This window comes from Bacillus sp. G1(2015b), from assembly GCF_001482475.1.
Lineage (GTDB): Bacteria > Bacillota > Bacilli > Bacillales > Bacillaceae > Bacillus > Bacillus safensis.
Genome location: NZ_LKIC01000027.1, coordinates 24,086 through 46,555, shown reverse-complemented (window position 1 = coordinate 46,555; position 22,470 = coordinate 24,086). Strand labels below are relative to the sequence as shown.

Annotated in this window: 22 protein-coding genes; 7 read left to right on the top strand and 15 right to left on the bottom strand. The window is 41.6% G+C overall.

Annotated features, from left to right (window positions below; all coding sequences use genetic code 11):
- Positions 1–105: 105 nt before the first annotated feature.
- Complete coding sequence (locus tag AMR95_RS14070; protein WP_058838635.1) at positions 106–585, top strand: GyrI-like domain-containing protein; 480 nt, start codon at positions 106–108, stop codon at positions 583–585.
- Positions 586–606: 21 nt separating this feature from the next.
- A complete protein-coding gene (locus AMR95_RS14065) occupies positions 607–1,071 on the top strand; it encodes a hypothetical protein (protein WP_058838634.1) in 465 nt (154 codons plus the stop codon).
- A gap of 419 nt (positions 1,072–1,490) precedes the next feature.
- Here the strand turns inward: AMR95_RS14065 and AMR95_RS14060 are convergent, their stop codons facing one another.
- From AMR95_RS14060 to AMR95_RS14050, 3 genes are all read right to left on the bottom strand, one after another.
- Complete coding sequence (locus AMR95_RS14060) at positions 1,491–1,910, bottom strand: hypothetical protein (protein ID WP_058838633.1); 420 nt, start codon at positions 1,908–1,910, stop codon at positions 1,491–1,493.
- A gap of 131 nt (positions 1,911–2,041) precedes the next feature.
- Positions 2,042–2,404 (bottom strand): hypothetical protein, encoded by a 363-nt coding sequence (locus tag AMR95_RS14055; protein ID WP_058838694.1) that lies wholly within the window; start codon positions 2,402–2,404, stop codon positions 2,042–2,044.
- Positions 2,405–2,713: 309 nt separating this feature from the next.
- The gene (locus AMR95_RS14050) at positions 2,714–3,133 is read right to left on the bottom strand and encodes a MarR family winged helix-turn-helix transcriptional regulator (protein ID WP_048240310.1); all 420 of its coding nucleotides are present in this window, start codon (positions 3,131–3,133) and stop codon (positions 2,714–2,716) included.
- A 171-nt stretch (positions 3,134–3,304) separates the two neighbouring features.
- Here AMR95_RS14050 and AMR95_RS14045 point away from each other — a divergent pair, with 171 nt between their 5' ends.
- Positions 3,305–4,825, top strand: a complete 1,521-nt coding sequence (locus tag AMR95_RS14045; RefSeq protein ID WP_058838632.1) for an MDR family MFS transporter — start codon at positions 3,305–3,307, stop codon at positions 4,823–4,825.
- Positions 4,826–4,863: 38 nt separating this feature from the next.
- On the opposite strand, the gene AMR95_RS14040 is transcribed toward AMR95_RS14045, so the two are convergent.
- From AMR95_RS14040 to AMR95_RS14020, 5 genes are all read right to left on the bottom strand, one after another.
- On the bottom strand, positions 4,864–5,733 hold the full coding sequence (locus tag AMR95_RS14040; RefSeq protein ID WP_047203423.1) for a class II fructose-bisphosphate aldolase: 870 nt from the start codon (positions 5,731–5,733) through the stop codon (positions 4,864–4,866).
- Between the two features lie 2 nt (positions 5,734–5,735).
- Positions 5,736–6,194, bottom strand: coding sequence for a PTS sugar transporter subunit IIA (locus AMR95_RS14035; protein ID WP_058838631.1), 459 nt, complete (start codon positions 6,192–6,194; stop codon positions 5,736–5,738).
- Between the two features lie 15 nt (positions 6,195–6,209).
- Positions 6,210–7,625, bottom strand: a complete 1,416-nt coding sequence (locus AMR95_RS14030) for a PTS fructose transporter subunit IIC (RefSeq protein WP_039179080.1) — start codon at positions 7,623–7,625, stop codon at positions 6,210–6,212.
- Positions 7,626–7,637: 12 nt separating this feature from the next.
- Complete coding sequence (pfkB, locus tag AMR95_RS14025) at positions 7,638–8,552, bottom strand: 1-phosphofructokinase (RefSeq protein WP_058838630.1); 915 nt, start codon at positions 8,550–8,552, stop codon at positions 7,638–7,640.
- Positions 8,553–8,682: 130 nt separating this feature from the next.
- A complete protein-coding gene (locus AMR95_RS14020) occupies positions 8,683–9,459 on the bottom strand; it encodes a MurR/RpiR family transcriptional regulator (RefSeq protein WP_024425669.1) in 777 nt (258 codons plus the stop codon).
- Between the two features lie 159 nt (positions 9,460–9,618).
- Here AMR95_RS14020 and AMR95_RS14015 point away from each other — a divergent pair, with 159 nt between their 5' ends.
- Entirely contained in the window at positions 9,619–11,025 is a 1,407-nt protein-coding gene (locus AMR95_RS14015) for a phospholipase D-like domain-containing protein (protein WP_039179087.1), read from the top strand.
- A gap of 7 nt (positions 11,026–11,032) precedes the next feature.
- Here the strand turns inward: AMR95_RS14015 and AMR95_RS14010 are convergent, their stop codons facing one another.
- Genes AMR95_RS14010 through AMR95_RS14000 form a run of 3 tightly spaced genes read right to left on the bottom strand, consistent with a single transcriptional unit; the run spans position 11,033 to position 12,659 of the window.
- A complete protein-coding gene (locus tag AMR95_RS14010; protein WP_039179091.1) occupies positions 11,033–11,518 on the bottom strand; it encodes a DMT family transporter in 486 nt (161 codons plus the stop codon).
- 21 nt (positions 11,519–11,539) lie between these two features.
- Entirely contained in the window at positions 11,540–12,220 is a 681-nt protein-coding gene (locus tag AMR95_RS14005; protein WP_058838629.1) for a Crp/Fnr family transcriptional regulator, read from the bottom strand.
- A gap of 13 nt (positions 12,221–12,233) precedes the next feature.
- On the bottom strand, positions 12,234–12,659 hold the full coding sequence (locus AMR95_RS14000) for a DMT family transporter (protein ID WP_039183136.1): 426 nt from the start codon (positions 12,657–12,659) through the stop codon (positions 12,234–12,236).
- Positions 12,660–12,871: 212 nt separating this feature from the next.
- Between AMR95_RS14000 and AMR95_RS13995 the strand changes: the two genes are divergently transcribed.
- Positions 12,872–14,299 carry an aldehyde dehydrogenase family protein gene (locus AMR95_RS13995; RefSeq protein WP_058838628.1) on the top strand — a complete coding sequence of 476 codons (1,428 nt, stop codon included), beginning with the start codon at positions 12,872–12,874 and terminating at the stop codon, positions 14,297–14,299.
- 69 nt (positions 14,300–14,368) lie between these two features.
- Here AMR95_RS13995 and AMR95_RS19595 read toward each other — a convergent pair whose 3' ends face one another.
- Both AMR95_RS19595 and AMR95_RS13990 read right to left on the bottom strand, forming a co-directional pair.
- Positions 14,369–14,515 carry a DUF3221 domain-containing protein gene (locus AMR95_RS19595; RefSeq protein ID WP_082672247.1) on the bottom strand — a complete coding sequence of 49 codons (147 nt, stop codon included), beginning with the start codon at positions 14,513–14,515 and terminating at the stop codon, positions 14,369–14,371.
- A gap of 18 nt (positions 14,516–14,533) precedes the next feature.
- On the bottom strand, positions 14,534–15,214 hold the full coding sequence (locus AMR95_RS13990) for a hypothetical protein (RefSeq protein WP_058838627.1): 681 nt from the start codon (positions 15,212–15,214) through the stop codon (positions 14,534–14,536).
- 180 nt (positions 15,215–15,394) lie between these two features.
- Here AMR95_RS13990 and AMR95_RS13985 point away from each other — a divergent pair, with 180 nt between their 5' ends.
- A complete protein-coding gene (locus AMR95_RS13985) occupies positions 15,395–17,215 on the top strand; it encodes an assimilatory sulfite reductase (NADPH) flavoprotein subunit (protein WP_058838626.1) in 1,821 nt (606 codons plus the stop codon).
- A gap of 33 nt (positions 17,216–17,248) precedes the next feature.
- Positions 17,249–18,967 carry an assimilatory sulfite reductase (NADPH) hemoprotein subunit gene (cysI, locus tag AMR95_RS13980; protein WP_058838625.1) on the top strand — a complete coding sequence of 573 codons (1,719 nt, stop codon included), beginning with the start codon at positions 17,249–17,251 and terminating at the stop codon, positions 18,965–18,967.
- 28 nt (positions 18,968–18,995) lie between these two features.
- Here cysI and AMR95_RS13975 read toward each other — a convergent pair whose 3' ends face one another.
- Together AMR95_RS13975 and AMR95_RS13970 are read right to left on the bottom strand one after the other, a co-directional pair.
- Entirely contained in the window at positions 18,996–20,930 is a 1,935-nt protein-coding gene (locus AMR95_RS13975) for an AMP-binding protein (RefSeq protein WP_058838624.1), read from the bottom strand.
- 13 nt (positions 20,931–20,943) lie between these two features.
- Complete coding sequence (locus AMR95_RS13970; protein ID WP_058838623.1) at positions 20,944–22,467, bottom strand: acyl-CoA carboxylase subunit beta; 1,524 nt, start codon at positions 22,465–22,467, stop codon at positions 20,944–20,946.
- Positions 22,468–22,470 lie beyond the last annotated feature (3 nt).

The following is a 22,470-nucleotide window of genomic DNA, read 5'->3' as shown; positions in this document are numbered from 1 at the left end:
CCTCCTAAACAGTATCATTTTTTGACATGGTTTAAGCCTATTATATACCTATCAAGTGAAAAGACAGAATCACTTGGTTCATTTTTCGAAAAGGAAGTGTTGAATATGGCAGAATATATACTAGAAGAAAAAGACAGCTTTCACGTGTTAGGTATTGGAACTGAACTTAAGAGTCATTACACAGACTATGCGGGCATAACGAAGGAAAAAGCAGACTTTTGGCAAGCAGTCAACCAAGAAGGTAAGCTTGACACCTTAAAAGCCATTGCCACAAATGACTATATTTTTATCGTAAACGAAGCGGTAAATAATAAGCTGATGCATTATGTCGGGGTCATGACAGAGGAATCGTTACCAGAAGCGGACAGAGTGATTCAATTTCCTAAAGGGGAATATCTAATCGTTAAAGGGGAAGCTAAAACCGCTGATGAATTGCATCAAACGCTTACTGGTATTGCATTTGGTCAAGTCTTGCCTGAAGCAAAGAATTTCGCCTATGTTGGTGGACCAAATGCAGTGGTAGAAATGGGACAGCGAAACGACTTATTACTTGGTGAGATGTGGATTCCTGTTGTACGGAAATAACAAGGATATGGAGGGATAGAAATGGCTTATATCGTTGATTTTAAACATGTGTCTACGATTGGTTTAGAGTCTTCACCTGTAGCAGAAGCACTTGCTGGCTTACGAGCGAATGAGGCTCGTTACTTTATGAACAAATATAAGCATGCATTTACAGTATTACCTGCCAGCGAAAGTCAGGAGACCCTTGATTATGTGAACCGAGTGTTAAAAGAAGAACGTGAACTAGAGTTTGCAGCCAAACCATTAGAAACGGCAAGTTTTCAAGTGGAAAATATCAAATGGACCTACGTCTTTTATGAGGATGGTCTTGCAATTAACGTCCTGTATACAGTGGATGACCCGAAAAAACGTGCTGTTGGTTTTAAGCTTTCTGAAGGGATGGAAGTACCAAAGGAATTAGAAGGAAAATTTAAATTTGCTAGGCAGAAGTCTAAACTAGCTGGAACGATTCGTGGGTCATTCTTTAAAATTAAAGGGGAATATTGAGTTGAGAAACCCTTTCTTCACTCGAATTTGTGAAACTGATTGAACAAATAAATTAAAATAATTTCCACCTTCTAAACAGAGCAGCATTCTCTATGCATTATTAGAGGATGTTTTTCTGTTTATTGTACCAACCTCATTTTCTTATGAAGAAGTTCGCCGTTAAAGTGGCTGGTCTGTTTAACATCTATACTTTTTCAAGAAAAAGATGTAAAGTATCCCTCATTCAAAAAACACTCACTATAAAAGCTGTGAGTGCTCATTTTGGCTTGTCTCTATCATACGTGACCCACACAGGAAAAAAGGTCCTCATCTCCCTTTTTGTCGTTTTTTTCTCAATTTGAAGTACAATAACACAAAAAACCTTGAAAGGCATTAAGCCAATCAAGGTTTTTTTGCGTAATCTCATTAAAAAAAATGAACTAATTTGAATGCATGTTTGAAAGAAAGTCTTGAAGAACTCCTTTTACTGGTGAATTCGTAGTAGTAGCCACTACATGATTTACACGTTCTAAAATTTGAGGTTTGTTCAATATCAATTTCTTGCCTTCTTCAATTGGGAAACTTCTCAAAGTATCAATACAAATCTCAAATAATTCGTTATCATTAGTATTCAACAAATCTATTAAAATATTTAACTCATATTCTTTGCACTCATTATCCAGACAATAAGCGATTTTACGCCGCCACTCTATTGGTTTATTAAGCACCTGATTTGATAGTTCTTTCCAGTCGTTTAGGCTAAAATCAGAGAGTATCTCACTAGCAATCAAACACCCGTCATCAGACCATGAATCTACTGTTGTATCAGCAGATAAAAGATTATCTAATTCTCTAAACATATAGAGTCTCCTAATTATGAAATTACTCTGAGAACACATTCGAGTACCTACAGCCTCAAAAATTGATCAAAAACGAGTAAAACTGAAGAAACTAGCGATGTTAATTTGTTAGTAAATAAGTATCTATTATTTTATTTCCACCAGTTGGATGTAATTTCTTTCAAATGAAATTCTATAAAATCAATCACTTTGGTATAGTCATCCGAGCTGAATTCCTCAATAGGATTGTCCCAATCTGTATTTTTAACTATTAGAACAAGGTAGTTACCATCAGAAGATAAATCAGGATACCACCCTAAATCCAATGTTATTGATGATTTCTCATGATAAAGTTGTAATAAACTTTCAGTGAACATAAACCATCTATCATCTTCTGCTTCTAACTTTTTAGGGTCAATTTCCCTAAAATTATTATAACGTACAATCCAACCTTCAGTTATTCTTAAAGGGTGAATGTTTACTTCGGGAATATCAAGTTTCACATATTTTCTCATCATCATCTGACCTCTTTGTTAATATTCTAGTTATTTTATTCCTAATTTATTTAAATATTTAGTTAATCTGTCTCCAGCAATCGGGTGGCCGTGATACACATTGCCACTCGTCAGTTCTCCCCTAATCCAACTAGTAGATTTACCATTATCATAACCAACAATTTTACCTGTATCATAAATGAAATAAAAATTATTGTTGCCGTTATCAATGATATGCCCTTTTTGAAGAGGAAGATGTCACTAGTCGAGGCAATCCCTACATGAATTAGGAATGCACTTAGAAAAAGCACACCCGCATCAGTGTACTTTTTACGATTTAGACTTAAGCAATTGAAGTTCTTGCTCCATGATATCTGCTGCTTCAGATATAAATTGAATAATTAAATCTAATTCTTCTGGTTTGTATTCATTTGTGAGTTCCTTCGTTGATGTTGATAAGGATCGAAAGAGTTCTTTCACCTGTGATTTCCCTGCCGTTAATGGAACGATGATAACTCTTCGTTTGTCCTTTGGGTCCTTTTCTCTTTTGGCGTAGCCCGCTTTTTCAAGGCGGTCAATAAGAGCTGTGACTGCACCTGAGCTAAGGCCAGTTTTTTCACTTAATTCTCCTGCTGTGAGGGGGCCGAGTTCGTTTAATAAATCGGCGGATTTGAGATCTGTTGGAAAAAGGCCAAGTGATTGTGCGGCCGCTTGGTGGAATAAAACGGTTCGTGTGGCGAGGCGCCTCATTGTATGGATGATCTGGGTTGCTCTGTCTTCAGCCTCGTTCTTTATTGACAACTTGTTCTCCTCCCTTTAAAATCAATTTATCTTGATCATCAAGATAAATGTTCTCTTACTTTAATATTTAAGTTGATCATAGCAAAAATAATGAGAGAACGTAAGCAGGAGGTAAATGAAATGAATCATGTGGATAAAGGCAAGGCATCCACTCGCTTTGTTGTCATCGGTTTGCTGTTAGGTATTTTTATGGCAGCGATGGACAATACCATTGTTGCAACAGCGATGGGAAGCATCGTAGCAGATTTGGGCAGTTTTGATAAATTTGCTTGGGTGACGGCTTCTTATATGGTGGCAGTAATGGCGGGAATGCCTATTTACGGAAAGCTTTCTGATATGTATGGTCGAAAGCGTTTTTTTCTGTTTGGACTTATTTTCTTTTTAATTGGATCAGCGCTGTGCGGTATCGCACAAACGATGGATCAGCTTATTATTTACCGAGCCATTCAAGGGCTTGGAGGCGGTGCCCTTCTTCCAATCGCATTTACAATTATCTTTGACATCTTCCCGCCTGAAAAGCGCGGAAAAATGTCTGGTATGTTTGGAGCTGTCTTTGGTTTATCAAGTGTACTCGGACCGCTCTTAGGTGCTATTATTACGGATTCGATCGGCTGGCATTGGGTTTTTTATATTAACGTACCAATCGGTATTGTCAGTGTCTTCTTGATCGCCAGATACTATCAGGAATCGCTTGAACATCGTAAGCAGAAAATCGACTGGTCAGGTGCTATTACACTTGTCGTTGCGGTTGTCAGCTTAATGTTCGCCCTTGAGCTTGGCGGTAAATCTTATGCTTGGGATTCGGTGCAAATCCTCACCCTTTTTGCTGTGTTTCTTGTGTTCGGTACGATCTTCTTTATTGTTGAGCGTAAAGCTGAGGAACCGATTATCTCATTTTGGATGTTTAAAAATCGATTATTTGCGACATCTCAAATTTTGGCGTTTTTATATGGTGGGACATTCATTATTCTTGCCGTCTTTATTCCTATTTTCGTGCAAGCGGTGTACGGTGAATCTGCGACAAGTGCAGGGTTTATTTTAACACCGATGATGATTGGATCAGTCATTGGCAGTATGATTGGCGGAACGATGCAGACGAAAGTGCCTTTCAGACGTCTTATGACCATCTCTGTCATTTCATTTTTCGCTGGGATGCTGCTGCTTGCCAATATGTCACCAGATACAGCAAGACTGTGGCTCACACTCTTTATGATGATATCAGGCTTTGGCGTTGGATTCAGCTTCTCCCTCCTACCGTCAGCTTCAATGAATGATCTTGAGCCGCGCTATCGAGGCAGTGCAAACTCGACCAATTCATTTATGAGATCACTTGGGATGACGCTCGGTGTCACGATTTTCGGGACGATTCAAACCAATGTGCTGACAAATCGTTTAGCTAATGCCTTTAGCGGAATGAAAGGAGCCCCTTCTCAAATAGGCGATCCACAGGCTATTTTCCAAGAAGGTGCCCGCTCACAAATTCCGACTGATATTTTAAATAAAGTCATCGATGCAATGTCACAAAGTATTACGTATGTATTTTTGCTTGCTTTATTCCCGATTGCACTTGCGGCGATTACAGTCATATTTATGGGAAATGCACGAGTACGTACATCAAATGAAATGAAAGAAAACGAATAATGTGAAAAAGCAGAGCAATTGCAGCTCTGCTTTTTTTCTTATTGATATAGCGGATGGGCTTTGCCCTCACTGCCAACGATTCGGATTTTCGATTGGACCATGTCTTTTGCTGCTTGTTTTGCTTTTTGTAAATACATACGCGGATCTAAGCTTTCAGGTTCATTTGAGAAATGATCACGTATGGCCTCGGAGTATGCATTTTTCAATTCAGTTGAGACATTCACCTTTGCCATACCAAGTGCAACGCATCGCTTCACATCCTCATCCGGTACAGCAGAACCACCGTGGAGAACAAGTGGTACATCGACCAGGTCCGCAATTTGTTCAATGCGGGCAAAGTCAATATCCGGCACCCCTTTATAAATGCCATGGGCAGTACCAATCGCAGGCGCTAAAGTGGGCACCCCAGTTTCTTCTACAAATTGACGGCATTCTGATGGAACGGCTTTTTCAGCATCCTTTTCATCAACAACGATATCATCTTCAACACCGCCTACCTTGCCTAATTCTGCTTCGACATTTACACCCACTTTTAAGGCAAGATCCACGACTTCTTTTGTGCGACGAACATTTTCTTCATATGAATGCATAGATGCATCGATCATAACGGATGTATATCCCGCTCTGATACAGGTGAGAATCACATCAAAGTCTGTGCAATGATCGAGGTGAAGACCGATTGGGATTTGATATTGATCAGCCGCCGCCTTCACTGTATCTGCAATCGCTTTTGCTCCAAGAGATTGAACCGTTCCAACCGTTGTTTGCAATATCACAGGTGACTTTAATTCTGCTGCCGTTTCGAGTACCCAATAGATACTGTCAAAGGAGTGTACATTGAATGCCACAATTCCGTATTTTTCTTTTTTCGCAGCCTCAAGCATTGGTGTTGTTGAAAGTAAAGGCATGATCAAACATCCTCTCTAGTTAAAATATCCGTTTTTAATACAGCCAGCATGTCTTCATTTGTTCTTGTTTCCAGCAGTTTTTGACGTTTCGTTTCATCCATTAAGCCTCGTGAAAGGGCAGAAAGAGCCTTTAAATGAGTCGTACCTGCTTCACTTTTAGGAATCAATAAGGATAAGAAGAAAAAGCAAGGCTTCCCATCAAAAGCGTCCCATTCAATGCCTGTTTCCGTGCGGACGATCACAAGTGCTGGTTTCGTGATGGCTTCTGTTTGTGTATGCGGAATGGCAAATCCATCTTGAAAACCGGTTGTACTCAGAGCTTCTCTTTCCGCTAAGCCTTTTTTGACTTCCTCTGGTGAGGTGCAAATACCTGCTTTGTAGGCAATGTCAGCAATGGCTGCGAACACGCCAGCCTGTGAAGAAGCTGTTTCGTGAAGATTCATATAGATATGTTCCATTATTTCTCTTCCTCCCTCTTAAACTGCGGGTTTGTCTATTTTTTTACGGTAAAGTCCGTATAGAATCGCACCTACAATTGATCCGATTAGTATGGAAAGCACCCATTGGAATGCACCTGTGACAACTGGAAGGACAAGGAATCCACCATGCGGAGCTGGAACCTGCACGCCAAACAAATATGTCAATATAGCAGAGATGGCGGAACCAAACATGATAATTGGCAGGACAACGACTGGGTTTTTTGCCGCAAATGGGATGGCTCCTTCTGTAATATGTGTCGCCCCCAGAATATAGTTGATTGCCCCAGCATTTCGTTCTTGTGGCGTGAAATGTTTTCGGAAAATGGTTGTAGCAATCGCAATGATAAGTGGTGGTGTGATACATGCTGCAGACACACCTGCCATAAAGTAAAGGTTGCCTTGTGCAAGTAAAGCCGTTCCTGTAACATAGGCTGCTTTGTTAAATGGTCCGCCCATATCAAATCCACACATTGCTCCCACAATTAAGCCTAAAAGCAGCGGATTTGTGGATTGTACAGATGAGAGAAAATCCATTAAGGAATTATTTAACCCTGTGATGGGAACCAATAGCGGGGTCATCACAGCCCCAATTAAGAAAATACCGATGACAGGATAGATGAAGATCGATTTTAATCCATCAAGTGATGCTGGTAATTTTTGAAGCAAGAATTGAAGCAATAAAATGATATATCCTGCTGCAAAACCTGCGATAATACCGCCTAAGAAGCCAGCACCTCCATCATTTGCAAGGAGCCCTCCTATAAAACCGACGACCATCCCTGGGCGTCTTGCAATTGAATCAGCGATAAATGCTGCTAAAATTGGTACCATTAAGCTAAAGCCAAGTCCGCCAATGCTTTTCAAATAGGCAGCAAACGGATGATACGTTTCGTGCTGAGGATCAGCAGAGTAGATTCCGAATAGGAAGGAAATAGCTATTAAGACCCCGCCTCCAACGACAAATGGCAGCATGTGCGATACACCGTTCATTAAGTGCTTATAAATAGTGTGTATCCATTTATTTGCCGACTTTTGTTGAGAGGATGAAGGAGCAGATGGTTTCTCTGTTCCAGAAGCTCTTCCTTTCACTTGATGAACGGGAGCATCTCCATTGATAATGCTCTGAATCAGCTCAGTCGGCGTGCGAATGCCTTTGGCTACAGGCACTTCAATCAGTGGCTTGCCGTGAAAACGGTCTGTATGCACATCTTTGTCGGCTGCCACAATGACTCCATCTGCTTCCATAATGTCTTGATCAGTTAAAGCGTTTTCAATTCCTACTTGACCATGCGTTTCGACTTTGATGTCGACCCCTAGTTGCTCAGCAGCGATTTTTAATGCTTCAGCTGCCATAAATGTGTGTGCAATGCCTGTTGGACAGCCGGTTGCAGCGACAATTTTTTTACGGCTCATGTGTATTCCCCCTTATATTTTCTGTATGTGTACTTGCTCAATCAATGAATCAATGTCATGTAAATCACTTAAGCCTTTCGAAAATGCGGTAGAGGCTCCTGTTGCAATGCCGTATCGTAAGCATTCTTCAGGTGAATGTCCTTCAAGCTGTTTACTAAGAAAAGCTGCAAGCATCGCATCTCCAGAGCAAGCTGTGTTTACTACAATGCCTGTCGGTGCGTTTCCTTTTAAGACGGCGTTTTTCGTAATGAACAAAGCCCCTTCTCCCCCGCGGGAAATAAGCACTTGCTCTGCACCCATCTCAATAAGCTTTTCTCCTGATTGAATGAGTTCTTTTTCTGACAGAGGATGTGTTTTGCCGAAAAAAGCAGCAATTTCTTCTTCATTTGGTTTTAATAAATACGGCTTGTATTGAAGCGTCTCAAGAACCGCTGCAGAGCTTGTGTCTAAAATGAACTTGACCTTCTGTTGATGGCAAATAGCTGCTACTTCTGAAAAAATGCTGGCAGGAACGCCCTTTGGCAAACTGCCTGACATGATGAGGATGCCCCCCTGCGGGATAGCTGCAATTTTCTCACGAAAGGCGTGAAGCGCTCTTTCTTCAATCGCAGGGCCCTGGTTCACGAGCTTGTATTCTTCTGTCGTATTGATAAAAACATTAATGCGTGTAATTCCCTCAACCGAGATAAAATCGGTCTGAATAGAGAGATCCTTTAAGGATTGTTCAATATAAGAGCCTGAAAACCCAGCGATAAACCCTAATGCAGTGCTGGTGAAGCCATATTTCTTTAGCATAATCGACACGTTCACGCCTTTTCCATTCGGCTGATAATCTTCATCTTCCGTACGGTTGACTGCATTTGCCCGCATTTCTTTTAATGCAATATATAGGTCAATAGCAGGATTTAAGGTGCAGGTATAAATCAATTGGTTTCACCTTCTTTCTTTTCTCTAAAGAAAGTATCTCATACGATTCAGTGAAAATGTTTTCAGAATGTGTAAAGGTTTTCATGAGAAAAAGCCTTCCAGATCAAAGTCTCGAAGGCTTTCTTATTGGTTATTTCATTCGGATCACATAGGCATCGAGTAAAATGCGGGCAATGACATGGAGAGACAGGCGGGATCTGACTTCATAATCTGGGAAGAAAGATTGTTCCCCTTTATATCCGACTAGTGTCATATCTGATATTTTGCTTAATGTAGAATCAATTCTTGTCGTGACAGTTATAGTTGTGACTTGCTTCATGCTGAGGTTTTGACACGCTTCAACGAGCTCAGCTGTTTCGCCATTTAATGAAACAAAGATGGCAAGCTCACTTTTTTCAATGTCTCGCGATTTCAGCCGAATGATATTTGGATCGTCGTGTACTTCACATGTTTTCCCGATGAGCTGTAATTTGATGGTCATCTCTTTGGCGATCATTTCTGAGAAGCCTCTGCCGAAAATATAAATTTTGTCTGCATTATGTATTTTTTGAACGGCATCTTCAATTTGTCCAATACTTTGCAGCTGGATCGTCTTTAAAACCTCTTCTTCATTTTTCCGAATCGCTAGTTTGATGTCTTCATCAATATTCTTGAGCTGGTCGCTTGCATCTGTCATTTTCTTTTCTTGTTTCAATCGATATTTAAAGGATGTATAGCCATTATAACCAATTTTTTTCATCAGTCTGACAATTGTGGCTGTCGATACATTGGCTCTTTCGCTTAAAGTGACAATGGATAAGGTGGAGATATCCTCTAAATGCTGGTGAATATAATTGAGTAAATAACGTTCTGTTTCACTTAACGTTTGATATACATCGCTTGGGATGTTAAATAATGATTCGTTCAATTCGATTCCCCCTTACTCATTTCATACTATAATTAAATGCCCAATAAAAACAAGATGATTCTTTTGTCATGTATTTAGGTGAAAGGCGAAAATGAGTGAAATTTTATTTTTGACATAAACTAAGGAAAATTTGTGTCTATGTGAAAGGAGCTGATCCGTATGCTTCATCTTTTGTTTTATCTGATCCTTCTCTATGTCGTTTATGTCTTTTTGACCGCATTTGTTTTGTTTTATTTACCGATTCAAAAAACATGCAAAGAACATTGTATCTATAAAGCCTCTTCCATCTCAGGAGACGATCAGGGCACAAATCAAGTGATGCTTCTTGACGATGGATTTGAGTCTGGCCAGGCCAGAATTCAAATGATTCGTGAGGCAAAGAGGATGATCCGTCTTAGTTATTACTCCATTCAAAAGGGAAAAACAGCCGAATGGGTACTAGGTGCTTTAATTGAAGCAGCTGATCGTGGGGTGAAAGTTCAGCTGCTTTTAGACGGCATCTGCCACAGTTTGCGTGGACCGCTGAAGCATTTACGGTATGCCGTGGCAAATCACCCGAACATGGCCATTCGTTTTTATGAGCCCTTTCGGTTATTTAAGCCATGGACGTGGCATAACCGCCTTCATGATAAGCTGCTGCTGGCAGATGGCCGAGTAGCTGTCATGGGCGGAAGAAATATCGGTGATAAATACTTTGCAGATCAGCCGCCGAAAGACTTTGCATTCGACCGCGATGTGCTGCTTTATAACGACAAAAAAGGAAAAGTATTAGATGAAATGGAGCAATATTTCGTTTATTTATGGAATCATAACTTTACGAAAAAAACAAAAGCCGTGTTCTCCAAGCAAAAAGCAAAAAAAGGCTTAAAACTAAGAAAGAAACTGCTTAGGTCCTATCAGGAGGCAGTGCGTACGAAAGAACCTTTTGTGATGTCGTCCTTTAATTGGGCAGCAGATACCACCTCAGTAAAACAGATTGCATTCTTTACAAATCCAGTGGAGCGCTTCAATAAGCGTCCTCTTGTACTGAAAAAATTAAACGATCTTGCTCACCGGGCAAAGCGATCTGTGCTAATACAGACGCCTTATATTATCCCGACACGACCCATGAAGGACGGCCTCACTCCATTAGCTAGCGAGATTCAAACAACAGTTGTCACGAATTCTCTGACAGCCACACCAAATCCTTTAGCTTTTGCAGGCTACTTAAGCACGAAAAAGGAACTGATGAAAACAGGCGTTCATTTGTACGAATATGAAGGTCCGTATTCCATTCATGCGAAATCGATGGTCATTGATGATTATTTAAGTATTATTGGAACATATAATTTAGATGCGAGGTCTAGTTTTTTAAATACAGAGTCGATTTTGGTCATTGATAGTGCCCCGTTTGCGCTATCACTTACTCAGGCAATCGAACGTAAAATCGCCTATAGTATTCTCGTCGCGAAGGACAAAGCAGCCTATAAAGCGGACGGCTATGGGCAGAAAAAAAAGCCTTTGATGAAAAGGCTCCTTTTAAATGGTTTATCCGCGATAACCGTTTTATGGCGGCGGTTGATCTAAAGGGCAGCTACTCTTGTGGCAGCCCTTTTTCTTCTGATTGCTCTTCTTCTGCTGGTTCCAATTTGGTCAATTTAAACACCAAGATCCCTGCAACAATCACAATGACACCTAATAGTTTTGCGGGAGAAAATTCCACTTTCTCTAACCCAAGCCAGCCAAGCGAATCAAACAAAAGCGCGCAGCCAAGCTGTGAAATCAGGACAATTGAGATTCCATAAGTCGGACCAAGACGTTTGATTGCTTGAACGAGGCAGATGACCACCCCTACTCCAATGGCTCCGCTAATCCAGTACCACGCTTCCATATGTCTTAATTGAAACATGCCGGTTCCTTCTAGCAAAAGACCCATCAAAAGTGAAGCAATAAAGCCCATACCTAGAACGAGAGTGGTTGTTGACCAAGAGCCTGTCTGCTCATTGACCTTACTGTTAAAAATGGTTTGTAAGCTGACGAGTGCGCCAGCCGCGATGGCTAATCCTATTCCTATGATCATGTCTGAATCCCTTCATTTCTTCTATTCATAAATGTTGTGCTCTGCTATTTCTAAGAGCCCTTTCCGGTCAAGAATCGTAATCTCGCCTCTTTGCCTCTCTATCAGCCCTTTTTCACAGAATTGCTGAATCACCCGGTTAATATGCCTGTAGCTTGTACCAATTAAGCTCGCCGCATCGGTAAGACGAAGTGCGCTCGCGCTGTTATCACCTGTTAACACAGACAATAAGTAGCTTGCGAGCCTGACCTCTACAGGATATAAAAGGTGGAAGCTCAAATCGTTTGATTTCGTATAAAATTTGTTTGTAATACCTTTTAATAAAAAGGTTAATATGCGGGGGTCATCCTTCGCATGACGCATGAGCGCTTGATGAGAAATCCTTAGCATATGTACTTCTGTGACAGCCTCCACTGTATTGACCATATCTGTCTGCTGAACGTATTCAATATCTCCAATCGCTTCAAGAGGATGTTTAAAACTAAGAATAAAGGTCTTCCCTTCCTTTGTGGTGGTGAAAATCTTTAATTTCCCTTTTACTAACAAGTACAAGTGCTCCCTCTGATCTCCCTTTGAACAAATCAGCTCACCTTGCTCATAGCGCCATAAGCTGACATGTGATATGAGTTTCTGATGAAAGACGTTTTCTAATTGATGTGCCTTGAGATAAGAGGAAAATAGACATTCATCATGAAGCTCTTCCATCTGACGCCCTCCTTTATAGCTTTAAAATGATTACACCCGCGATCATCAATAGAATTCCTGCATAATGCGGCCATTTCATTTTCTTCTTCTGTACACCAAACCATCCTTTTGCATCGATTGCAAAGGTAAATGCCAGCTGTGCAATGAGTAAAGCAGCGATCGTCAGTGTGACACCGATCATTTGAATCGCAGTGACTTCATTAAAAATAATAATGGCTGCAAATGCGCCGCCTACTAAATAAAGCGGCTGCACCTTTCGATATTCTCGAACGTGTCCGTCACGTACGATCAGTAAAATGATAAGTGCGATAACAAAACCTGTCAGCTGCGTGATGGTTGCCGCCTGCCATGTCCCGATATCCTGGCTGATTCTTGCGTTTGCTACGCCTTGCAGTGTAATACAAGCGCCTCCTAATAAAGCGAAAATAACACCTTTCATTCGTTCAAATGCTCCTTCTTTTTTCAGTCTAGTTCCATTAAATGATAGATGCCCTGATGTTGAAAAGGACATATGTCCCACTTTGCGTATTATATCAGAAACTTTTTCTTTTACAGTTTCATCGTTTTAGATTTTTCACAGTGGGTACAGTTTTATATCACCTGAAAACAGAATATTGAATGGAATCACATATAAAAAGGAGACATGTCAGAATGAGAAATCAAGAGAAACATTTTATTAACGGAGAATGGATCGCATCAACAGGAAACGAAACGACAGAGGTTATCAATCCTGCTACAGAGGAAGTCATTGGCACCATTAGTTTAGGTACAAAAGAAGATTTAGATAAGGCAGTCCAAGCTGCTCGTGCCGCCTTCCCTTCTTTCTCAAAAACATCTCGAAATGAACGCGTAAAGATGCTTGAAAACATTGTGCGCGGCTACGAAAAACGTAAGGATGAACTGATAGAAGTCATGACACAAGAGCTCGGTGCACCGCTGAAAGTATCAGAAGAGGTTCATTACAAAATGGGACATGAACATTTTTCTAAAGCAGCGGAAGCACTTAAATCTTATACATTTACTGAGGACCGCGGCGGGCATACCATTATAAAAGAAGCGATTGGTGTCAGCGGATTGATTACACCTTGGAATTTCCCAACGAATCAAACATCACTTAAAATCGCAGGTGCCATTGCAGCAGGTTCACCAGTCGTCTTAAAGCCTGCGGAAATTACACCTTTTGCCGCAATGATTCTTGCAGACATCATTAATGAAGCAGGCGTACCAAAAGGAGTCTTCAACCTAGTTAACGGAACTGGTGACGTCATTGGTGACGGCATTAGCTCACACCCTGATATTGACTTTGTTTCATTTACTGGATCAGGTGCTGTCGGCTCTAAAATAATGGAGAACGCTGCAGACAATATTAAGAAAGTGGCTCTTGAGCTCGGCGGGAAATCCCCTCTTATCGTCTTAGATGATGCAGATGTGGATGAGGCAGCCGAAACAGCCGTTCATCATATTGCGATGAATACAGGTCAAGTATGTTCCGCAGCTACACGTGTGCTGATTCCTGAATCAATGAAAGACGCATTTGAAAAAGCGCTGCTGAATGCCCTGCCGAAGTTTACAGTTGGTGATCCGCGAGAAGATCACGCCACTGGCCCGCTTGTCTCCAAAAAGCAATGGGATACCGTGCAGTCTTATATTGAAAAAGGAATTGAAGAAGGTGCCAATCTGCTTGCTGGGGGAACTGGGAAGCCGGACGGACTAGACAAAGGATATTTTGCCAAGCATACTATTTTCACAAATGTGAAAAATGATATGACCATTGCGCAAGAGGAAATATTCGGACCCGTCATGAGTGTGATCACATATCAAGACCTGGATCATGCCCTTGAGATTGCCAATGATACAGTTTACGGTCTTGCTGGCTATGTAGTTGGAAAAGATGAAAAAACATTAAAATATGTAGCTGAACATATTCGTGCCGGTCAAATTACCATTAACAATGCCGAAACAGATTACTTTGCCCCGTTTGGCGGCTTTAAGCAATCTGGTATCGGAAGAGAATGGGGCGACTTCGGAATCGAGGAATATTTAGAAGTGAAAGCTGTGATGGGACTTCCAACAGCATAATTTGAGAAAGGAGAAAAACCTTAGGGTTTTTCTCCTTTTTCATGATAGAAAGAATCTGCCCCTGCTCCCCTACTTATCCATCATGATGTGATATTTTTTGACCGTTGCTTTAGGAGGAGCCGATTCTTGTAATTCATCAAACCAAACCTCAATCGTTTGACCCTGTGACAGCTTTTTAGAATCTACTTTCGTTAAATCAGAACATAAAAAAGTCATTGGGGTTTAAAGTGGTGACTATAATAATGATCGTGAATTCACTTTTCCACTGATCCCAAAAATTACTTCAACCTCTTTAATATGATCTAATTCATAGAACATAAAAAATTCAGCTTCTTTTCGATTTGGAGATTTCATTAAAATCTCGAAACGGTCAGAATAATGAACACAAGAAATTACCTTCCAATTCATAGCTCTTCTCTTTTGCATTTGTTTATAATCCTTTTGAAATTGTTCCTCTCGTTTTAATTTCATGTCATATATTTCATCAATTAAATTAAAAAGTTTATTTGTTTTGGAAACATCAAATCTTCTACTGAGAAGAACAATAAAAACACATAACAATATACTTAAAGCGATATTCAGATAAGTATCCATTATATTTATTGAAATTTCATCGAAAGCATTTTGCAATTTCGAATCGTTAGTTTTGTGCTTTTTAGTAATAAAATCTAATCCATAGTTAAAATATGAATTAAAGTAGGAGTTCAAAAATAAAAATGCTGGCACAATTGTTATTGTTATAATTGAAGCTTTTGTGGAAAAATTGGCAGCTCTCTCATATTTATCTTTCGCATAAATTCGAAGATCTGCAACTTGATTCAGATTTAATTTTTCTAATTCCTTTCTATAGATAGACACCTTCTTTGCTAATTTAAACTTAACTTTTGGATCTTCCAAATCTCTAATAATACTCATATTTCCTCCTTGACAGAATAAACTAATTTCACCTTGCAAAGGTATTAGAAATCTTAATCATGACAATCAATATTATATATTTTACTTAATGGCAAACTTTCGGTAAAGTTCAAATTGAACCTATATATATAATTCCTATCGAATTAATCTATGTTTATATTCCTTGTGAGGTGGATATCGTTGCAACTTCATGTATTGAACAGTCCGTTTAGTCAGCAGCAGGCAGAGCTGCTTAATCAGCTGCTTCCGACTTTAACAGATCAGCAAAAAATTTGGCTTACCGGTTATTTATCAGCACAGGCAGCTTTAACCGGATTAGAAAATACTGCCCAAACCCCTTCTCTTTCTGCTGAAGCACCAGCGCAGCCTGTCAGCAAAGATGTGACCGTGCTTTATGGCTCGCAAACAGGCAATTCTGAAGGGTTAGCAAAAAAGACAGCGCAGCATCTTGAAGAGAAAGGTTTTCAAGTGACGCTCTCTTCTATGTCAGATTTTAAACCAAATAGTCTGAAAAAAATAAACAATTTACTGATCATTGTCAGCACACATGGTGAGGGAGATCCGCCTGATAATGCCCTTTCTTTCCATGAATATGTTCACGGCAGACGTGCACCAAAGCTTGATCATTTAAGCTTTTCTGTCCTTTCACTTGGTGACAGCTCTTACGAATTCTTCTGTCAAACAGGTAAAGAATTTGATGAGCGTTTAAAAGAGCTTGGCGGAACGCGTCTTTTCGATCGAGTGGACTGTGACCTTGATTATGATGAGCCGTTTTCTGAATGGCTTCAAGGGGTGGCATCTTCACTTAGTGAAGGCGGAGCCGCAGCAACCCAGCAGGAATCAGCAGGAGTAAACACTCAAACCGCTGCATCTGAATACTCAAGAACAAATCCTTTTTATGCTGAAGTGCTTGAAAATCTCAACCTAAATGGCCGCGGCTCTAACAAAGAAACCCGTCATTTGGAGCTTTCTCTTGAAGGATCAGGACTTGTTTATGAGCCAGGTGACAGCCTTGGTATTTATCCAACAAATGATCCTGCGCTTGTTGATGAACTGATCACAACATGCGGATGGAATGCAGAGGAAACCGTCACCGTTCATAAAAACGGCGGCACGCTTCCTTTAAAAGAAGCACTCACCTCTCATTTTGAGATTACCGTATTAACAAAACCTCTTCTTCAAAAGATGGCGTCCTTTACAAAAAGCGAAGCCTTGCAGGCCCTTTTAGAAGAAGGAAGCGAAGAAAAATTAAAAGCGTATATAGCAGGAAGAGATTTAGTAGATGCTGCTCGTGATTTCGGTCCTTTTGAAGGAACAGCGGCAGACTTCGCTGCGATTTTAAGAAAAATTCCTGCACGCCTTTATTCCATTGCAAGCAGCCTTAAAGCAAATGAAGAAGAAGTTCATTTGACGATCGGTGCTGTGAGATATGATGCTCACGGAAGAGAACGTCAAGGTGTCTGCTCAATCTTATGTGCGGAGCGCTTAGAGCCAGGTGATAAGCTACCTGTTTATATCCAGCACAATCAAAACTTTAAGCTTCCTGAAAACCATGATGCACCGATCATTATGGTGGGACCAGGCACAGGTATCGCCCCTTTCCGTTCATTTATGCAGGAGCGTGAGGAAGTTGGTGCAGATGGAAAGTCATGGTTGTTCTTCGGTGATCAGCACTTTGTGACGGATTTCTTATATCAAACCGAATGGCAAAAGTGGTTAAAAGATGGTGTGTTAACGAAAATGGATGTGGCTTTTTCAAGAGATTCAGAGGAAAAAGTATATGTCCAGCACCAAATGAAGAAACAAAGTAAAGAATTATTCGAATGGCTGGAACAAGGTGCCTATGTATATGTCTGCGGAGATGAAAAACATATGGCGCATGATGTTCATGATACCCTTCTATCAATCATCCAAGAAGAAGGTGCGATGAGCAAAGAGAAAGCAGAAAGCTATCTAGCCAACTTGCAGCAGCAAAAACGCTATCAGCGTGACGTATATTGATTGAATGCTTGAGAGAAAGGAGCTTTTACTTACATGGTGAAGACAGCATTAACAGCGCCGGATGGACCTCCGAGCGACGTAGAGGAAATCAAAGAAAAAAGTGATTATTTACGGGGTACATTAAAAGAAGTGATGCTTGATCCGATTTCAGCGGGTATTCCTGATGATGACAACCGCCTGATGAAGCATCATGGCAGTTATTTACAGGATGATCGTGACCTGAGAAATGAACGGCAAAAACAAAAGCTTGAGCCTGCCTATCAATTTATGCTGCGCGTCCGCCTGCCTGGCGGAATTGCTACATCCAAGCAGTGGCTTGTCATGGATGAGCTTGCTCATAAATATGGAAACGGTACGTTAAAGCTGACAACTCGTGAAACCTTTCAGCTTCACGGTATTTTAAAATGGAACATGAAAAAGACCATTCAAGACATCCACTCTACTATGCTTGATACAATCGCTGCTTGCGGCGATGTGAACCGTAATGTCATGTGTACGTCAAATCCCTATCAATCAGAAGTACACCATGACGTATACGAGCTCGCCAAAAAATTAAGTGATGACCTGCTTCCGCAAACAAGAGCATATCATGAAATTTGGCTTGATGAGGAAAAAGTAGCGGCTACGCCTGATACAGAGGTTGAGCCGATGTATGGTCCGCTTTATCTGCCAAGAAAATTCAAGATTGGTGTGGCGGTCCCTCCTGCTAACGATATAGATGTCTTTTCGCAGGATTTAGGCTTCATTGCGATTATTGAAAATGATCAATTAGTCGGCTTTAATGTCGCGATTGGCGGCGGAATGGGCATGACGCATGGTGATACAGCGACCTATCCTCAGCTTGCAAAAGTGATTGGCTTTTGTACACCGGAACAAGTTGTAGAGATTGCCAAACAAGTGATCACTATTCAACGTGACTACGGAAACCGTTCGGTGAGAAAAAATGCCCGCTTTAAATATACAGTGGACCGTCTCGGTCTTGAGAATGTAAAAGAAGAGCTTGAACGCCGCCTAGGGTTTACCCTTTTAGACGCAAGAGATTACCACTTTGATCATAACGGTGACCGCTATGGCTGGGTAAAAGGCATCAATGGCAGATGGCATTATACGATGTTTGTAGAAGGCGGCCGCATCACGGATTACGATGACTACCCGCTGATGACAGGCATCCGTGAAATCGCAAAGATTCATACAGGTGACTTCCGCTTAACAGCGAATCAAAATTTAATGATTGGAAATGTCACAACGCATAAAAAGAAACAAATCGAGCAGCTCATTCAGGAGTTCGGTTTATCAGCTGGCCAGCAGCACTCGGCACTGCGCCGCAGTTCAATGGCCTGTGTTTCTCTTCCAACATGTGGTTTAGCGATGGCAGAAGCAGAACGCTACCTCCCGCGCTTGATTGACAAAATTGAAGAGATTGTCGAAGAAAACGGCTTAAGTGATAAAGAAATCACGATTCGTATGACTGGATGTCCAAATGGATGCGCCCGTCATGCACTAGGTGAAATTGGCTTTATCGGGAAATCACCTGGCAAATACAACATGTATCTTGGCGCTGCTTTCGATGGCAGCAGATTAAGTAAACTGTACCGAGAAAATGTTGGAGAAGAAGACATTTTAGACGAGCTTGGCTCTCTTCTCCCCCGCTATGCCAAAGAACGTGAAGAGGATGAACATTTCGGTGATTTTGTGATTCGGGCAGGAATTGTAAAAGCAACAACAGATGGCACGAATTTTCATGTGCAATAAAAAAGACAGGGATCTCTCCTGTCTTTTTTTATATACTTTGTTTCCTTTTCAAGTATTCGCAAATGCATTTGTAGACATTCGGATTATCTAAAGAAGATAGATCGGGTGAAGGCTGCTGTTCATACGCGCCTTTTAATAAACGCCGGACGATTTTTCCGTTTCTTGTTTTCGGTAAAGCTGAAATGAGATGAATTTCCTTTGGAGTGAGCGCTTTCCCCGCATATGAACCAACATGAGTTTTAAGCTCTGAAATGAGTGCTGCTTCTTCGAAAGACTGTAAACTGGCTACAACGAAACAAACAAGTGCTTCTCCCTTCACCTCATCCTTGACTCCAATCACAGCAGCCTCATGTACGGCTGGATGCCCGACAAGAATGGATTCAATTTCAGCTGGACCGACGCGTTTTCCTGCTGTATTAATGACATCATCCGATCTGCCCGTGATATGGAATGCGCCATCCTCTGATTGCATCACCCAATCACCGTGTGTCCACACCCCATCAAATCGTTTGAAATATGTGTCTTCATATCGCTCCGGATCTTTCCAAAATCCACATGTCATACCGACCCATGGCTTTTTCACAACAAGCTCCCCTACCTCATTCATCATGCTCTGTCCTGCCTCATTAAACACATCTGCCGCCATTCCTAAGATTGCCGCATTAAAAAGGATCGGTTTGATTGGACGAAGCAGCGTACTTCCTACAATACCGCCAGAAACCTCTGTTCCCCCTGAGTAATTTAAGATCGGAATGTGCTTTTGACCAATTGTGTCAAAAAGCCATTGCCATGGTGCTTCATTCCACGGTTCACCTGTAGAAATGATGGCTTTGACATGCGGTAGCTCAATGTCTGCAAGGTTTTGCTGCATCGCAGAACGTACAAAAGTAGGTGAAAGTCCAAAATGGGTGACTTTTTGCTCGTGGATGAATGACCAAAGGTGCTGTTCATCTGGATAATCGGGAGCGCCGTCATATAAAACAATTGCAGCTCCATTGATCAAACCGCCAAAGACGAGAAATGGCCCCATCATCCATCCCATGTCTGTGAGCCAAAACAAGCGGTCTCCTTTTGCAACATCCATACAAAGACCAGCATCAAAAGCCGCTTTTACAGGAAAGCCTGCGTGGGTATGAACAGCCCCTTTTGGTGTACCGGTTGTTCCAGACGTGTATAAGATCATAAGAGGATCTTCATTTGAAAGATAAGTCGTTTCACTTAGTGGTTCTTCTTTTAACAAATCGTTTAGCTTCATATCCTCTTTATATCCCGTATGAGAGGAAGCGTGTACAATGACTGTTTTGACGGTCTTGGTTTTGTCGATTGCTTCTGCCGCACATTCCCGCATGTTGATCGTTTTTCCCCGGCGCGTCACGCTCGACCCTGTGACGACAATGCTTGCCCCCGATGCACGAATACGTACGGCAAGAGGCTCGCTTCCATAGCCAGAAAAAACTGGGCTAAAGATGACACCAATCTTTGCAAAGGCAAGCATGACGGCAGCCGTTTCCGGAAGCATCGGCATATAAATGACCGCCACATCCCCTTTTTGAATTCCCTTTTTCAAAAAACCAGCAGCGAGACGATTGACCTTTTCCTGAAGTTCGAGAAACGTCCATCTTCTTTCTTCTCCCGCTTCATTTCTCCAAATCACGGCTGTTTGATGCTGGGTTTCTTCATCTTCTGCCCATTTGTCAACAGCCGTTTCGACCACGTTGAGCCGGCCGCCTTTAAACCAATTGGGCCACATGAATGAATCTTGGCCTAAAACGGCTTCATACGGCTCCTTCCACACGGTGCCGACCGCCTTTTCAGCTTCTCTCCAAAACCAATCGGTATGGTCGATACTAGCTTGATAGAACGCATCGTAAGTAGAAAAACCAAGTGAATGCATCCATTTGTAAAGACGTGTTTGTTTGATCATCTGCTCCTCGGGGATCCACGCTGGTTTTAGGTTCATCATGAGGCCGCCCCCTTTAGACCGGATAAACCGGGTGTTTTCGTCTTGTAAATGTCATCTCTTTTGAGGTATAGGCTTGTAATCTATGACAAAGCTCATCTCGCAAATGGTCAAATGGGATGACACCATCGACAATCATTTCTGAGGCAAGCTCATATATATTCATATCTTCCTGGTATTCCTTTCGTTTCTCTTGTATAAATGCCGCTCTCTCTTCGGCAGGCAGTTCGGCAATTTTATTCGCATAGACAGCATTTACAGCGGCTTCTGGCCCCATGACAGCAATTTGTGCTGATGGAAGTGCGAGACAGCAGTCCGGTTCAAAGGCTGGTCCTGCCATCGCATATAAACCTGCACCATATGCTTTACGAACAATGACGGATATTTTCGGAACGGTTGCCTCTGACATGGCGGAGATCATTTTCGCCCCATGCCTAATAATACCTGCTTGTTCCACTTTTGTTCCGATCATAAACCCCGGTATATCCGCAAGAAAAACGAGTGGAATATGAAAGGCGTCACATAGCTGAATAAACTTGGCGGCTTTGTCGGCCGAGTCATGGAATAATACCCCACCTTTTACCCTCGGCTGGTTGGCGATAAGACCGACAGGCTGACCATTCATACGGCCAAATCCTGTGATCAGCTCTGCGGCAAATAGCTTTTTGATTTCAAAAAATGATCCTTCATCAATGAGTAAATCAATAAGCTGATACATATCAAAAGGGGTATTCTGCCCTTTAGGGATGAGGTCTTGAATGGTAATCTCTGATGGTTTAGGTGAGATTGCGGCTGCCCGTTTTGGTTTTTCTGTATAATTGGCAGGCATGTAAGTTAAATAGGTGCGAGCGATTTGAATGGCTTCTTCTTCTGTTTTTGCTAAAATATCGCCGCACCCAGAAATGCTGCAATGCATTTTCGCCCCGCCCATTTCTTCAAGTGATACTTTCTCTCCAATCACCATTTCGGCCATTCGCGGTGAGCCTAAATACATTGAGGCATTCCCTTCGACCATGACGACGATGTCACAAAAAGCAGGAATGTAAGCACCTCCGGCTGCAGAAGGACCAAATAGTAAACAAATTTGCGGAATACGTCCAGACAGCTTTACCTGGTTATAAAAAATGCGGCCTGCCCCTCTTCTGCCTGGAAACATGGCGATTTGATCGGTGATTCTAGCACCCGCAGAGTCGACTAAATACAGCATCGGACAGTTGAGTTTTTCGGCTGTTTCTTGGATTCTAATGATTTTTTCTACCGTTTTGACGCCCCATGATCCTGCTTTGACGGTAGAATCATTTGCCATGACGCAAACCGTCTGCCCATTCATCCGCCCCGTCCCTGTGACTACACCATCTGCTGGTAAATGTGCATCTTGACACTCGGCAAACATGGCATCCTCAATGAAAGAATCCTCATCCAATAACAACTGAAGGCGGTCACGGACGAACAATTTTCCTTTTTCTTTGTTTTTTTGATGGTATCGCTCGGCCCCGCCTTTCAGAATCTGCTGTTTTTTGAGTTCATAATCTTCAATCATACC